Origin of the sequence: Pseudonocardia sp. N23, from assembly GCF_002583555.1 — a bacterium.
GTDB lineage: Bacteria > Actinomycetota > Actinomycetes > Mycobacteriales > Pseudonocardiaceae > Pseudonocardia.
Genome location: NZ_BEGX01000029.1, coordinates 152,081 through 166,966 on the forward strand (window position 1 = coordinate 152,081; position 14,886 = coordinate 166,966).

Below are 14,886 nucleotides of genomic sequence, written 5' to 3' on the forward strand. Positions count from 1 at the left end.
CTGAACGTCACGACCTTCACGACCTCGCGTGGCTGTCCGCCAGCCGCTGTGCCCGCGCACGGACCGCCTCCCGGAGCTCCGGAGGGTCGAGCGCCTCGGCGTCGACCGCCAGCGACCACATGACGCGCTCGGCGTGCTGCAGGTCCCCGAACCCCACGTCGACGACCAGCCACTCCCCCTGCCGCTCGACGTCGGTGACCCCGGCGGAGACGCGGACGACCTCCGCGCGCCGCGACGGCCGGATCCGCAGGCGCGCCCGGAACCCGGTGTGCGAGGCCAGGAACTCGGCGCGACGTCGCTGCCAGAGCTCTTCGAGGTCGACGCCCGCCGGCCGCGCGGCGGGCTCGGCCAGCTCCTCGGCCTCGGTGATCCGGGAGACGCGGTAGGTGCGGTCGGCGCCGTCGTGCAGCGCGAGCAGGTACCAGCGGCCGGCCGCGCTGACCAGGCCGAGCGGGTCGACCGTCCGCCAGCTCGGCGGTTCACCACGGCTGGGGTAGCGGATCCGCAGCCGCCGCCCGGCGAGGACGGCGCGCTGCACCGCCGCGGGGTGCTCGTCGGGTTCCGGCTCGCCGATCAGGCCGCCGCGGCGGACGAGGACCCGGTCGGCTGCGTCGGTCGCGCGGGTGCGGGCCGAGTCGGGCATGGCGGCGACGAGCTTGGCCACCGCCGAGGAGAACGCCGGGCCCATCCCGAGCGCGTCGGACGTGACGCGGGAGCGCGACGTCAGCAGGGCGACGGCCTCGTCCTGAGTGAGCCCGGTGAGGTCGGTGGTGAACCCGGGCAGCAGGGCGAATCCGCCGTCGCGGCCACGTTCGGAGTAGATGGGCACACCCGCCGCCGACAGCGCCCCGACGTCGCGCAGGACGGTCCGCGTCGACACCTCCAGCTCCCTGGCCAGCGCGGATGCCGTCATCCGGCCGCGGTGGCGCAGCAGCAGGGTGAGGGAGAGCAACCGGTCGGCGCGCACGTCCGGAAATATGTCACGGAATCACGACACTAGATGTCGTACTTCGGCGACAGAGTTCGTCCCATGACGACTTCCACCGCACAGCAGACCGACCCCCGCCCCCTCCTCCGCGACGCCCTCGGCTGGGTCCGCGGACTCGTCGACGCGGTGCCCACCGCCCGCTACGACGACCCGACCCCGTGCACCGGGTTCGACGTCCGCACCCTGATGGCGCACGTCGTCGGGATCGTCGGCCGCGCGAACGCCGCCGGCACGGGCGTGCTCCCGATGTCGCGACCCGCCGTCGTCGAGGGCATCGCCGACGCCGAGCTCGCCGCGACGATCGGCCTGGCGATCGACGGGCTCACCCCGCTCTGGGAGAACGACGACATGCTCGACACCCTCATCGAGGTCCCGTGGGGCACCGTGCCCGGGCGCGGCGTCGTGTGGGGCTACCTCAACGAGGCACTCGTGCACGGCTGGGACCTCGCCGTCGCGACCGGCCAGGACGCCGAGGCCGACCCGGCCGCTGCCGAGGCAGCCCTCGCGGCGATCGTGCGGTTCCTGCCGGCCGAGCCGCGCGGTGGGCCCGTTCCGTTCGGACCGGTCGTGGAACCGGCCGCCGGCGCGGGGCCCACCGAGCGGCTCGCGAACTGGGCGGGACGCAGCCGCTGAGAGCTCAGCCGACCTCTTCGCACACCTCGACGATCTCCTCGGGGCACTGCCGGGCGAGCGCCGGCGCGATGTCGAGGTCGGGCGCGGAGATCATGTAGTACCCGCCGAGCACCTCACGCGTCGTGCTCGGCGATGCCGTCTTCCCAGGAGTCGTCACCGACCTCCCGGTCGGTGGTCGTCGAGAACAGCAGCAGCATGTAGTCGGGCACGTCGGCTCATCGGCTGTGGGGATCCCGCACCCCGTCGCCGGGTCTGACCCGAACTCCCGGGAACGGCATCCCGCAGCCCGATCGTCTGCGGGATGCCGCCGTGTCAGGCCGATGCGGACGACGCCGCGGCCCGCGCCCAGCCCGACCAGGCCCACAGCAGCAGCGCCGCGAGGGCACCCATGACGAGCCAGGTCGCCGCGGCGGCGAGCGGGCCCGTCACGAACAGGCCGAGCAGCAACGCCGCGACCCAGCCCAGCACGGCGAGGGCCAGACCGAGCAGCAGCCGCAGGACGTAGCCCACCGGCCGGCGGCCCACGCCGCGCGCGACAGCCCCCCAGGCGCCGGTGGGGCCCGCGGCCGCCACGACGGGAACGGGCGCGCCCGCGGCCAGGACGACCGGCACGGCCAGCGGGTGCAACAGGCTCGCCGCCACCGCGACCACGACCAGCACCGCGACGACGCCGAGCACCCGTCCGAACCGCGGCCGGTCACCCCTGGCCACAGCCGCGGCCACGACGGTCGCGGCGGCGAGCAGCACCGCCACCGAGGCGGCCAGGAGCAGCGCGAACTGCCAGGTCAGGGACGGTACCGGGTCGGGCAGGACGAGCAGCGTCTGCAGTCCGGCGGCCACGACGACCGCACCGGCGACCCACCAGCCCGCCCTCACGACGGCCTCGCCGCGCTGTCGACGACGTCCTGCGCCGGGCCGTCGTGGAGGGTCCGGCCGCCGACGGTCACCACCAGCACGAGCGGGTCGGTCGGGGTGCCGGTCATCCGGATCGGGTCGCCGCCGACGGCGGCCCCGGTGCAGACGACACCGTCGGCACCCGTGATGCAGACGGGCGCGGTGCGGATCGCGACGCCCGAGGAGACGAGTACGTCGTTGCCGGCGAACCGCACCAGCGCCTCCCGGCTGCCGCCGACCGGCGCGAGAGCGGCGGCCTGCGAACACGCCGTGAGCGCCAGCGCCGCCACCACCAGGCCCAGCCCGAACCGCCCCGCCCCGCACCGCCCCGCCCCGAACCGCCCGGCCGCGAACCGCCCGTTCACCGGGGGCTCCGCGCGTCGTTGGCCAGCATGCGTGCCGTCGCCGTGCCGCGCTGGGCCTCGAGCTGGGCGTCGGTGATCGTCGACAGGTCGAAGGGCGCGGGCAGCAGCAGCTCGGTGTTGCGGTCCAGCGGCGATCCACGTCGGAACACGGGGTTCTCGATCCAGTCGTTGGCGGCCAGCTCACGCGACGTGGCGGCGAGGTCGAGCCAGCTGCTGCCGCCGCCTGCGACGGGCGCGGCGTGGTCGAGGACCGTCGTGAACACCGACAGCGTGCCGTCGCGGTTGTCGACGAGCTCGACGACCTGCTGCTGCTGCGGGAAGTCGATGCAGGACGCCGTCGTGACCTCCCAGAACCCGGTGGTGCCGCGGGTGTGGGCGAGGATCTGGTTGAGATGGGTGTGACCGTTGAGCCACACGACGACCTGCGGGTGGTCGAGCAGCAGGTCGACGAACTCCTCGGCGCCGTGCAGCGCCTGGGTGTCCCCGCCGGGCCGGACGGCGCGGTTCTCCAGCGTGAGGCTGTTGTGGTGGCTCGCCACGATGCAGAGCTTCTGCTCGGCGCCCGCGCGTTCGAGCTCGCCGCGCAGCCAGCGGAACTGGTCGTCGGGGACGGCGCCGTCGGGGCCCGCGACCTGGTTGCAGGTGTCGAGGCCGAACATCCGTACGTGTGGGGCCGGGTCCGCCGACCACCACGTCTGCCCGGAGTCCAGGTTGGCCCGGGTGAAGCCGTGGCCCACCGGGCCGGGCAGCGGCGTCGTCTCGAAGTGGGCGGTCATGAAGTCGCGCTGCTCGAAGGTGCGCCGCCGCGCGTCCGCGGTCACCGTCCGGAAGCCGGGCGCGGTCCCGAACGCGGTGTCCACGGCGTCGACGAACCGCTGCACCGGGCTGCCCGTCGCCGCGTAGCCGGTGAGCGCCTTGCCCGCGACGGTCTCCCACGTCGTGGCCTTGCGGTCGCCGACGGCCATCGACCGGAACTGCGAGCTCACGTCGAACGTGCCGAGCAGCAGCGTGTCGTGGTTGCCGTAGACGGCGTACCAGGGCGTCGGCAGCCCCGGCGACGCCACGGGCGACCCGATCGCCGCAGCGAGCAGGTCCGGCAGCCGCGGGAAACCGTAGTCGCCGAACTCCCCGCCCCCGGGGTCCCCGGGCCGGTACGCCCAGGTCACTTCCGGCCAGGCCTGCAGTCCCTCGTAGACGGTGGGGCTGCCGCTGTTGGCGGTGACCGGGACACCGTCGAGGACGTCGATGTACCAGCGCAGCTCCAGCCCGGAGTGCATGTCGGCGGAGTCCCCGGTGACGACGGTCGCGTCCAGCGGCGCCCCCGTCACCGCGCTGGTCCGGGCCGCGGACACGGCCGCGGCCATCGCGCCGGCGACGTGGACCGTCAGCGGGTCCTGCGGGTGGAACGCCGACGCCCACGCCGAGTGGTCCTGCACGATCATCGGCTCGATCCGGCCGGGCGACTGCGCGTCGATGACGTGCATGTCCGACAGGTGCCCGAGGTAGAACAGCGACCGGCGAGCCGTGGCCCGGTCGGGGCCCGGCTCGCGGCCCAGGACGTCGATGCGCGGCAGGTGCGGCTCACCGGGACCGGCCGTCAGCGACCGGTACCGGCCCTGCACGACCGGCCCCTGCAGGATCGTGCGCTGCAGCGTGGTGGGCGCGTCCGACGGCACCGGTGCCTGCGCGAGCGCGGCGCCGACGAGCATCGGGTCGAGCTGGAGCGCGGCCGCGAGACCGCCGACCGTCGCCAGGAACGCACGGCGTGACAGGCCGGGCACGGCTACCTCCTGCGCACGCCGAGGCGGTCCGAGATGGACGACCGGGAACCTCGGAGGCTCTCCCCGGAGTCGCCACCGAGTCGATCTCCGTTACGCCGCGGGCTGATCCGTGTCGACACCCCGCGGGTCGCGCTGGCACCATGCGCTCGTGGTGACACCCCGACGGACCAGGATCGAGGCGGTCGGCGAGAAGGCCGCGGTCACGCCGCTGGAGCTGTTCTTCGACCTCGTCTTCGTCTTCGCGCTCACGCGCGTCACGGACTGGATGGCCGACGAGCCGTCGGTCGAGTCGCTGCTCCGCGGCGCGCTGATCCTCACCGTGATGTGGTGGACGTGGGTCGGCTACTCCTGGGTCGGCAACATCGCGAAGGCCGACGAGGGGATCATCCGCGTCGGGATGTTCGTCGCGATGGCGGGCGTGTTCGTCGGCGCGATCACGATCCCCGAGGCGTTCGACGACCTGCCCGGCGGCCTCTACGGGCCCGCGGTGTTCGCGTTCGCCTACTTCTTCGTCCGGGCCGTGCACATCGCGCTGTTCTGGGTCGTCTCCCGCGACGACCCGATGCTGCGCAGGCAGGTCGCCCGCTTCCTGCCGTCGATGCTGGCCGGAACGGTGCTGCTGCTCATCGCGTCGCAGACCGAGGGCTGGGTCCAGACCCTGCTGTGGGTCGCCGCGATCCTGGGCGACTACCTCGGCACGATCCTGTCGGGGACGGACTGGCGGCTGGCCTCGGCAGCTCACTTCGCCGAGCGGCACGGGCTGATCATCATCGTCGCGCTCGGCGAGTCCATCGTCTCGATCGGCATCGGCGTCGCCGCCCTGCCGATCAGCTGGCCGATCATCATCGCGTCGGCACTCGGCCTCGCGGTCGCCGGTGCCCTGTGGTGGGCCTACTTCGACGTGACGTCACTGCTTGCCGAGCACGAGCTGGCGAACGCGACGGGCGAGCGGCAGATCCGGCTCGCCCGCGGCTGCTACTCGTTCCTGCACCTGCCGATGGTCGTCGGCGTCATCATGCTGTCGCTCGGGCTGAAGAAGGTGCTGCTCTACGTCGGGGGCGGCGACGGGCACAGCCTGTCCGACCCGATCTACGGGGTGCCGCTCGCCGCCCTCTACGGCGGGACCGCGCTGTACCTGCTGGCCCACGTCTGGTTCAAGTGGAGCCTGATGCGGACGATCAGCGTCGCCCGGGTCGTGGTGGCGGTGGTGCTGCTGGCCGTGACGCCGCTGGTGGCGCTGCTGCCCGCGCTCGTCACGCTGGCCGTGCTCGCCGTCGTGCTCGCCGCACTGGTGGGCTGGGAGACCCACCACTACGCCGAGCTGCGCCACCAGGTCCGTCACGGCGACCACCACACCGGCGGCCGGGTGACCTGACCGGCGACCGGGTCAGTCGACCTCGGGGGCCAGCACCCAGGCCGCGACGTAGATCACCGCGCCGGCGCCCGCGCCGAGGATGGTCAGGGCGACGAGGCCCAGGCGCAGCAGTGACACGTCGATGCCGAGCTGGTCGGCCATGCCGCCGCAGACGCCGCCGAGCATCCGCTCGGAACGGCTGCGGACCAGACGGAACGGGCGCTTGCCGGTGTCCACCGACGGGTCGGCGTCCGTGAACCCGGTGGCCGCGGACCCGGTGGCCGTGGACCCGGTGGCCGTGGCGCCGGTCGGGACCGTGGTCGTGGTTGCGGTGCCGTTCGAGGTGTCGTTGTCCATGACACGAGACTCCCGCCGCGGGCCGCCCGGATCCTCGGGGACGACCCCGACCCGGACCCGGATCCCGCCCCTGACCCGGGGTGGGGTCAGCCCCGTCGGGTCGACGGTCCGATGCGGGACCGCCGACCCCGCGGTGCGGTGCGCTGCTGCGGGACCCGCGGCACGGGCCGGCCGAGCAGTCCACGTCCCACCTCGTGCGAGTGGCCGTCGTGTATGCGGCTCGTGCTCTGTGACGGTCCGGGCTGCGCGGGGGATGCCGTCGGCCTGGGCATCGGCATCGGCGGGCGGTCCTGGCCGATCGACTTCTCACGCAGGTGGAACAGGCGGCCGATGACGAGCGCCACGGCCACCGCCACCACGAGCCATCCCGCGATGCCCACGAGAACCCACGCCAGAACTGAGATCGTCATCACCTGCCTGGGCACGACGATATACCGGGTGTGAGCGTTGTGCGCCTGCCCGTGACTCTCCCAGGTGACCCTCGACACGGGTGTGCACGTCAGATAGGTGACGCTCCGTGTCCGGCCTGCACGCAGGGTCAGGTCAACGGTCGCGGAGCCGGTGCCGGCTGCCCTGCGAGCCCGGAGGTGGCTCGCTCGGCCCGTCCACCGGTGACGGCGGGCGGGGCACCACCGGGTCGGCGGGGCCACGAGGCACCTGTGCGTCTCGTGCCCGGACCATCCGGCCCACGAGCACGACGACGAGGACCGACGCCGCGATCCACCCCGCGACACCGATCAGCACCCAGCCGATGACCGGAACCGACCCCACCTCCCCTGCTCGCCGCAGTCTGGGGATCGAGTGTGCCCGCCGACCAGCTCCTCCGCCCACGCGACGAGCCGAACGGAGCACACCAGGCGCCCGATCGGGCGCATCCGGCCACTCTCCGTCGACGCCCCGGTCAGACCACCCTCACAGTCAGTCCACCTCGGGGATCGCCGGGCCGAGCAGGTCGTCGGCGTCGACGATCCGGTAGGCGTAGCCCTGCTCGGCGAGGAAGCGCTGGCGGTGGGCGGCATACTCGGTGTCGAGGGTGTCGCGCGAGACCACCGAGTAGAAGTGCGCCTGCCGCCCGTCGCCCTTGGGCCGCAGCAGCCGGCCCAGCCGCTGGGCCTCCTCCTGACGTGACCCGAACGTCCCCGACACCTGGATCGCGACGGTCGCCTCCGGCAGGTCGATCGAGAAGTTCGCGACCTTGCTGACGACGAGCCGCTTGATCTCGCCGCGGCGGAACGCGTCGAACAGCGCCTCGCGCTCCTTGTTCTTCGTCGAGCCCTGGATGACGGGACTGTCCAGCGCCTCCCCGAGATCGTCGAGCTGGTCGAGGTAGGCGCCGATCACCAGGGTGGGCTCGTCCGGATGCCGGTCGAGGATCGCCTTGACGACGGGCATCTTCGTCCGCGCCGTCGACGCCATCCGGTAGCGCTCCTCGGCGTCGGCCGTCGCGTAGGAGAGCCGTTCGGCATCGGTCAGCGTCACCCGCACCTCGATGCACTCGGCCGGCGCGATCCAGCCCTGGGCCTCGATGTCGCGCCACGGGGCGTCGTAGCGCTTGGGGCCGATCAGGGAGAAGACGTCGCCCTCGCGGCCGTCCTCGCGCACCAGGGTGGCGGTGAGGCCGAGCCGGCGCCGCGACTGCAGGTCGGCCGTCATCCGGAAGACGGGCGCGGGCAGCAGGTGCACCTCGTCGTAGATGACCAGACCCCAGTCGCGGGAGTCGAACAGCTCGAGGTGGCGGTACTCGCCCTTCACCCGGCGCGTGATCACCTGGTACGTCGCGATGGTGACCGGGCGGATCTCCTTGCGCTCCCCGGAGTACTCGCCGATCTCCTCCTCGGTGAGGCTGGTCCGCGCGATCAGCTCGCGCTTCCACTGCCGTCCCGAGACGGTGTTGGTGACGAGGATCAGCGTCGTCGCCTTGGCCTGCGCCATCGCGGCCGCGCCGACCAGCGTCTTGCCCGCGCCGCACGGCAGAACCACGACGCCCGACCCGCCCTGCCAGAAGCCGTCGACGGCCTCCTGCTGGTAGGAACGCAGGTTCCAGCCGTCCTCGGCCAGCGCGATCTCGTGGGCCTCCCCGTCGACGTACCCCGCCAGGTCCTCGGCGGGCCAGCCGATCTTGAGCAGCGCCTGCTTGAGCGGGCCGCGCTCCGACGGGTGCACGACGACGGTGTCCGGGTCGAGGCGCGCGCCGAGCATCGGGGCGATCTTCTTCTGCCGGAGGACCTCCTCCAGCACCGCGCGGTCCAGGGCGGTCATGACCAGGCCGTGGACCGGTGACTGCGACAGCTGCAGGCGCCCGTACCGACCCATCGTGTCGACGACGTCGACCAGCAGCGGCTGCGGCACCGCGTAACGGGAGAACCGGACGAGGGCGTCGACGACCTGCTCCGCGTCGTGCCCCGCGGCGCGGGCGTTCCACAACGCCAACGGGGTGACCCGGTAGGTGTGCACGTGCTCGGGCGCGCGCTCCAGCTCGGCGAACGGGGCGATCGCCGCACGGGCCTCTCCGGCCGCCGGGTGGTCGACCTCCAGCAGGAGGGTCTTGTCGGATTGGACGATGAGTGGGCCGTCGGGCACCGAGAGTCCTTTCGCACGCGCAAGTTGAGCCGGGCGGGCCGACGACGTCGACGAACGGCGACAATCGGTCACTGCACGTGATCGGTGTCGCTCGAGCGGCAGACGGGGAAAGCGGGCGCCGACCTCGCGATATACTCCGCAGGCTCCGAAAGAGCAGACGTAAGCCGACGCGATCGTACCTACTCGACACCCCCGCGGACGTTCCCCGAGACCTGCGTGTCGGAGTCGCGCAGGTCACTTGGTCCAGTCGGTGTCACCCGTCCGGATTACCCACCACAGAAGGTTCGACGGATCGACACGATGCTCTCTGTAGTCGCACGACGCTCCCGTTCCGGTACCCGCCGTCCACCCACCGCGGCGGACGGGCATCTCGGCTCTGCATCCCGTCGACGACGCAACCTCTGTCGGGGGTCCGTGTCAGTCTCGGACGGCTCGAACCCGAACGGCTCGACGCAGACCGGCAGCAGGGAGTTCTCGACGTGACCACCACCGAGCGTGGCCCATCGCGGTCCGAACGGTTGAACCCACGCAACTGGAGCCTGTCGATCAAGCTCCTGATCGTCGGTCTGGTGCCCACCCTGCTGGCCCTCGGCCTCGGCGCACTGCGCATCTCCGACCAGGCCGACGTGGCCGCCGGCCTCGGCCGCAGCAACGAGCTCCTCGCCGTGCGCGACCAGGTCGAGTCCGCCGCCACCGCGCTGCGCGCCGAGCGCGACGCCGCGGTGCGGTTCGTCGCGGCCAACCGCACCGGCGACCGCGCCCCGGTCGACGCCGCCGCGCAGACCACCGACGCGCAGCTCGACAAGGCCGTCCAGGCCCTCGCCAGCACCGAGACCACCGAGGACCCGAGCGTCGCGGCCCAGCCGCTGCGCGACGTCAAGCTCTCGATGCAGGATCTGCGCCGCGACACCACCTCGTCGCCGGTGCCCACCGAAGGCATCCTCAACCGCTACGGCAACGCCGTCTCCCAGACCGACGTCGTCGTCCGCACGCTGCTGCGCCAGGTCGCCAACCCCGACGTCGCCGGACTGACCGACGCGCTCACCGCCACCGACTCGGCCGCCGAGCAGCTCGCCCTGCAGCACACCGTCGTCGCCGCCGCGATCGCCGCGGGCCGGGTGTCCGACACCGACCTCACCATCGTCGGCGCCACCGAGAACGCCTACAACGCGGCGTTCACCTCCTACCGCCTGGCGCTCGACCCCGAGCAGCAGCAGCGGTTCGGCCTGTTCGGCACCGACCCGGCAAACGGGCCCCGGGTCCAGCTCGAGGCCGGCATCCTGCAGACCACGGCGGGCCGCCCCCTCACCACCGACCCGGCCGCGTGGGACGCCGCCTACACCTCGTCGAACGACGCGGTGCAGAAGTCGGCCGACTCCGCCGTCGCCCAGCTCAAGCAGGACACCACCGCCGCCCAGGAGGCGGCCAGCAACCAGGCCGGCGTCAACTCCGTGATCCTGATGCTCGGCCTGCTCCTCGGCATCGCGATCATCGTGCTGCTCGCCCGGTCGCTGCTGAAGTCGCTGCGGCTGCTGCGCACCAGCGCGCTCGACGTCGCGGAACGCCAGCTACCCCAGGCCGTCGAGAGCCTGCGGACCGGTGAGTCGCCCAACGCCCACGTCGAGCCCGTCCCGATCGACACCCGCGACGAGGTCGGCCAGGTGGCCCGCGCGTTCGACGCCGTCCACGGCCAGGCCGTCCGCCTCGCCGCCGACCAGGCCGCGCTGCAGGCCAACGTCAACAGCATGTTCGTCAACCTCTCCCGGCGCAGCCAGGCGCTCGTCGAGCGCCAGCTGCAGCTGATCGAGCAGCTGGAGAGCAACGAGCAGGACCCCGACCAGCTGTCCAACCTCTTCCAGCTCGACCACCTCGCCACCCGTATGCGGCGCAACAGCGAGAACCTGCTGGTCCTCGCCGGCACCGAGCTGAGCAAGCGCAACATCGCGCCCATCCCCGTCGTCGACGTGCTCCGCGCCGCGGTGTCCGAGGTCGAGCAGTACCAGCGGATCGTCGTGCAGTCCCCGCCCACGGCCACCGTCGTCGGCCGCGCCGCGAACGACCTCGTCCACCTGCTGGCCGAGCTGCTCGACAACGCGACCAACTTCTCCCCGCCCGACTCGCAGGTCGTGCTGAGCAGTACCCGCACGCCCGACGGCTCGATCCTCGTCGAGATCGCCGACCGCGGCGTCGGCATGGCCGAGCACGAGCTCACCGACGCCAACGAGCGCCTCGGCGGTCCCGCGCAGGTCGACGTCTCCGCGTCGCGGCGCATGGGCCTGTTCGTGGTCGGCCGCCTGGCCGCCCGGCACGGCGTCGGCGTCCGCCTCGGCAGTACCGGCGCCGGCGGCCTCACCGCGTCGGTCACCGTCCCCGGCTACCTGATCCCCGGCGCCCCGGGCGACACAGCCGGCCCCGGCGGCGCCCCGCAGATGCCGTCTGTGCAGGACGGCACCGCCGGTCCTGCCCTGCCGGCCCTGCCGCAGCAGGTCACCCCCAACGGACACGTCGTGCCGACCGGCTCGCTGGCCGACCTCGTCGTCGGCGACGACGGGACGACGTTCCCGCCGTTGCAGACGGTCGACGGGTCCGCCAACGGCTCCGGGCCCGGCCACCACACCAACGGCTCGTCACCGCTGCCGGCACGACGCCCCGGCGCCAACCTGCTGTCCGGCACCTCCGGCAACGGCCGCACCCCGGGCGAGATGTTCACGCCGACCGAGGCCGACGACCCCAAGTCCGACGAGGGCGGCTGGGCTCTGGCCGGGCCCGCTCCGGGCGCGCCGGTCGTCCCCGACCCCGCGGCCCCGGCCGCCTCGGTCGACCCCGCCACCGGATGGGCGCTCGCCGGGCCGGTCGTCCCCGAGGACGAGCTGCGCAGCGCGCACGGCCTCACCGCGCCCCACCCCGAGGCCGACCCGCGCCGGCCCGGCCCCGACACCGACCGGTCCCTCCCCAGCCGTGGCGGGGGCGCCGCCGCTGCCGCCGCCGCGCTCGCCGCGGCCCGCCGCCGGGCCCGTCGCGAACCGCCGCTCGACGGCCCGACCGACGATCCGGGCGCTCACCTGTCCGGCCCCAACGGTTTCGCCACCCCGGACGACCGCTCGACCGGGTCGCGTCCCGACGGCGCTCGCGCGCTGCTCGGCCGCCCCAAGGAGCCGACGCCGTCCCCGCAGCGCGACGACACCGGCACCGGCGAGATCCACATCGCCGCCAACCCCGACGCACTGCCGCTCCCGCGCCGGACGCCACGTCCGATCGGTCCCGTCGTGACCGAGGGCGTCGTGCCGGTCCTGCCCGGTGCGGGTACCGACGACGGCGGCCCGGACTCCGCGGCACCGGCCGCTGCCGACGATCACAGCAGCGACGATCACAGCAGCGACCAGCACAGCGGCGACCAGCACGGCCACGACGACGCCTCCGCCGAGGGGCTCGACGAGTCCGTCGCCGCCCGGGCCGACGAGGCCCCCGTCGCCGACGTCATGGGCGCCGACGTCACGGGCGCCGACGTCACGGGCGCCGACGCCCCGGTCGCGGACGTCACGGACGGACCGGCCGACGCTCACGAGGCTGCCGGGTCCGCGAAGAATGCCGCCGCCGAGGGCTCCGAGGCCTCCGAGGGGGACGACGCGACCGGTGCTTCCGCCGTCGCAGCCGACGAGACCGCCGCCGACGAGACCGCCACCGACGAGAGCGCCGCCGACACCGCGGCCGCCACTGCGTCGACGGTCTCCGAGAAGTCGACGGTCTCCGAGAAGTCGACGGTCTCCGAGAACGAGTCCGCCGAGCGCTCCGAGCCGCTGCCGTCCCGGCGACGCGACATCGGCGCGGCGCTGGCCGCAGGCCTCGCCGGGACCGTCCGCGGCTCCGACGACGCCGCCGCCCCGGCCCAGCCCGGGCCCGCCGACCGCGACGACGCCACCACCGCCCGTCCGCTGGTGTCCGGCCCCCAGGCCGTGACCGGCCGGCCGTCGGACGAGACGGCGGCCGGTACCGACAACGGCCGACGCACCGACGACGAGCGCACCGACGAGCGCACCGACGAAGCGACCCCGCCGCCGCCCGCGCCGTTCCGGCCAGGCCTGGTGCGGCCCGTACCCCGGCCCGGCACCACGCCGTCGCCGAGCGGGCCCGCCGACCGGCAGCCCCCGTCGGCCCTGCCGCCGCCGTCGCGTCCCGCCGTCGAAGGTCCGGGCCGCTCCGGGCTGCTGCCGCGGCGCGTCCCGGGTGCGGGGATCAACCGCACCCCGGGCGGATCGACACCGGACTCCCAGCCCGCGCCGCGGACGCCGGACGCCCGGCCGGCCGTGCCGACCGCGAGCAGCGGACCGGCCGACCGCACCGAGGCCGGCTCCGACAACAGCGTGACCGCCCGACCCCCGGCACCACAGGGCCCCGACGCGACGCGGACCCCGGGCCAGGCTCCCGGAGTCCTGCCGATGCGCGGCGCCCGGCAGCCCGGTGCGCCGGTACCCGCCACCGACGAGTCGGCCGGCCGCCAGCCGACCGGCGAGCAGCCGGCCGCCCTGGCCCGGGTGGACGAGCAGCGGCGCATGCCACAGTTCCCGCCGCGACCGAGCGTCCCGCAGGCGCCCGTCCGCCCCCCGGCCGCGCCCGCGGCGCCGGCGCAGAGCCCTGCGGGCCAGCCGCCGGTCGCACAGCCGCCGGCAGCCCAGGCCCCGGCAGCCCAAGCCCCAGCGGTGCAGCCACAGGCCGCCCAGGCTCCCCCCGCGCCGCCGGCGGGCGGGCTGCCCGTCCGCAACCCCGGTGCGCAGCCATACGGCCGGCCGCCGGCCGCCGCGCAGCCGGTCCCGGCGTACCCGCAGCAGGAGGCCCCGGCCGACGACGACGCCCTCGGGGACGACGGCTTCTCGACGCCGATCTTCGCCGAGATCGCGTCGGCCTGGTTCCGCTCGAACCGGCCGATCCCGATCACCTGGGCCGACGACGTCCCGCAGAACGGCACAGCCGACCCGGTCGTGCCGCTCGGCTCGGACCCGTTGCAGGTCAGGCCGTCCCCGGTGGCCCGGCCCCCGGCGCCGGCGCCGGCGCCGGTTCCCGGGCCCGTCGAGCAGGCACCGCAGCGCGCGGTCGCCGGCCCGCTGTCGGCTCCCGTCGCCGAGACCGAGGGCGGCGACGAGTTCGCCGGCACCGCCGACGTCGGCTGGGAGGCCGCCGAACGCAACGCGGAGACCTCAGCCGGTGAGTACACGTCGGCGGGCCTGCCCAAGCGGCGACCCCGGGCTCGACTCGTACCCGGTAGTGCTGGAGGATCCGCGGTGCTCGCGCCGGCGTCGTCGACCGCGGCGTCGGCGACTGCGACCGACGCAGGGGGCCGGACGGCGGAGGCGGTCCGCGGACGGCTCGCCAGCTACCAGAGAGGGATCCGGCAGGGCCGGGAGAACCGGCTCCGCAGGGAACGGGAACTCGCCGAAGGCAGGATGGCGAACAGCACCGACGCGCAGCCCGCGGGGGCGGGCGCACAGGACGAGGAGACGACCAGGTGACCGCACCACAGACGCAGCCGAGCCGGTTCGGATGGCTGGTCACGAACTTCGCGGAGCGCGTGCCGGGGGTCGCCCACGCGATCGTCGTGTCGGCCGACGGACTGCTTCTCACGTCCTCGGACCGGCTGCCGCGCGACCGCGCCGACCAGCTGGCCGCCGTGTCGTCGGGGCTCATCAGCCTCACGCAGGGCGCCGCCCGCTGCTTCGACGCGGGCGGGGTCGTGCAGACCGTCGTCGAGATGGACCGGGGCATCGTCCTGCTGATGTCGATCAGCGACGGTTCGTGCCTGTCCGTGCTCGCCTCGCCGACGTGCGACATCGGCCTGATCGGCTACGAGATGACGCTGCTGGTCGACCGTGTCGGCCAGCTGCTCACCCCGGAGCTGCGGGCCGAGCTGCAGGGCTCTTTCGGGCCCTGACCGGCGCGCAC

The 14,886-nt window shown here is 74.2% G+C and carries 12 protein-coding genes; 4 read left to right on the forward strand and 8 right to left on the reverse strand.

The window, feature by feature from the left end:
* Positions 1-16: 16 nt before the first annotated feature.
* Positions 17-967 carry a YafY family protein gene (locus TOK_RS09865; RefSeq protein ID WP_098957492.1) on the reverse strand — a complete coding sequence of 317 codons (951 nt, stop codon included), beginning with the start codon at positions 965-967 and terminating at the stop codon, positions 17-19.
* A gap of 63 nt (positions 968-1,030) precedes the next feature.
* Here TOK_RS09865 and TOK_RS09870 point away from each other — a divergent pair, with 63 nt between their 5' ends.
* Positions 1,031-1,621: a TIGR03086 family metal-binding protein gene (locus TOK_RS09870; protein WP_098957493.1), complete on the forward strand. Its 591-nt coding sequence runs from the start codon at positions 1,031-1,033 to the stop codon at positions 1,619-1,621.
* Between the two features lie 4 nt (positions 1,622-1,625).
* Here TOK_RS09870 and TOK_RS33975 read toward each other — a convergent pair whose 3' ends face one another.
* The 4 genes from TOK_RS33975 to TOK_RS09890 form a co-directional block, all read right to left on the reverse strand.
* Positions 1,626-1,778: a YciI family protein gene (locus TOK_RS33975; protein ID WP_253258288.1), complete on the reverse strand. Its 153-nt coding sequence runs from the start codon at positions 1,776-1,778 to the stop codon at positions 1,626-1,628.
* 155 nt (positions 1,779-1,933) lie between these two features.
* The gene (locus TOK_RS32505; protein WP_098957495.1) at positions 1,934-2,497 is read right to left on the reverse strand and encodes a hypothetical protein; all 564 of its coding nucleotides are present in this window, start codon (positions 2,495-2,497) and stop codon (positions 1,934-1,936) included.
* Positions 2,494-2,880, reverse strand: a complete 387-nt coding sequence (locus TOK_RS09885; RefSeq protein WP_098957496.1) for a hypothetical protein — start codon at positions 2,878-2,880, stop codon at positions 2,494-2,496. Before TOK_RS09885 ends, TOK_RS32505 begins: the two co-directional genes overlap by 4 nt.
* Entirely contained in the window at positions 2,877-4,661 is a 1,785-nt protein-coding gene (locus TOK_RS09890; RefSeq protein ID WP_098957497.1) for a TIGR03767 family metallophosphoesterase, read from the reverse strand. The genes TOK_RS09885 and TOK_RS09890 overlap by 4 nt, the downstream gene beginning before the upstream one ends.
* A gap of 148 nt (positions 4,662-4,809) precedes the next feature.
* Between TOK_RS09890 and TOK_RS09895 the strand changes: the two genes are divergently transcribed.
* Positions 4,810-6,036, forward strand: coding sequence for a low temperature requirement protein A (locus tag TOK_RS09895; RefSeq protein ID WP_098957498.1), 1,227 nt, complete (start codon positions 4,810-4,812; stop codon positions 6,034-6,036).
* A 12-nt stretch (positions 6,037-6,048) separates the two neighbouring features.
* Here the strand turns inward: TOK_RS09895 and TOK_RS09900 are convergent, their stop codons facing one another.
* The 3 genes from TOK_RS09900 to TOK_RS09915 all read right to left on the reverse strand — a co-directional run bounded on the left by TOK_RS09900 (position 6,049) and on the right by TOK_RS09915 (position 8,952).
* On the reverse strand, positions 6,049-6,372 hold the full coding sequence (locus tag TOK_RS09900) for a PspC domain-containing protein (protein ID WP_098957499.1): 324 nt from the start codon (positions 6,370-6,372) through the stop codon (positions 6,049-6,051).
* 543 nt (positions 6,373-6,915) lie between these two features.
* On the reverse strand, positions 6,916-7,143 hold the full coding sequence (locus tag TOK_RS09910; protein WP_098957501.1) for a hypothetical protein: 228 nt from the start codon (positions 7,141-7,143) through the stop codon (positions 6,916-6,918).
* A gap of 147 nt (positions 7,144-7,290) precedes the next feature.
* Positions 7,291-8,952, reverse strand: coding sequence for a DNA repair helicase XPB (locus TOK_RS09915; protein WP_098957619.1), 1,662 nt, complete (start codon positions 8,950-8,952; stop codon positions 7,291-7,293).
* A 479-nt stretch (positions 8,953-9,431) separates the two neighbouring features.
* Here TOK_RS09915 and TOK_RS09920 point away from each other — a divergent pair, with 479 nt between their 5' ends.
* Together TOK_RS09920 and TOK_RS09925 are read left to right on the forward strand one after the other, a co-directional pair.
* Entirely contained in the window at positions 9,432-14,456 is a 5,025-nt protein-coding gene (locus tag TOK_RS09920) for a nitrate- and nitrite sensing domain-containing protein (protein ID WP_172457508.1), read from the forward strand.
* Entirely contained in the window at positions 14,453-14,875 is a 423-nt protein-coding gene (locus TOK_RS09925; protein ID WP_098957503.1) for a roadblock/LC7 domain-containing protein, read from the forward strand. Before TOK_RS09920 ends, TOK_RS09925 begins: the two co-directional genes overlap by 4 nt.
* Positions 14,876-14,886 lie beyond the last annotated feature (11 nt).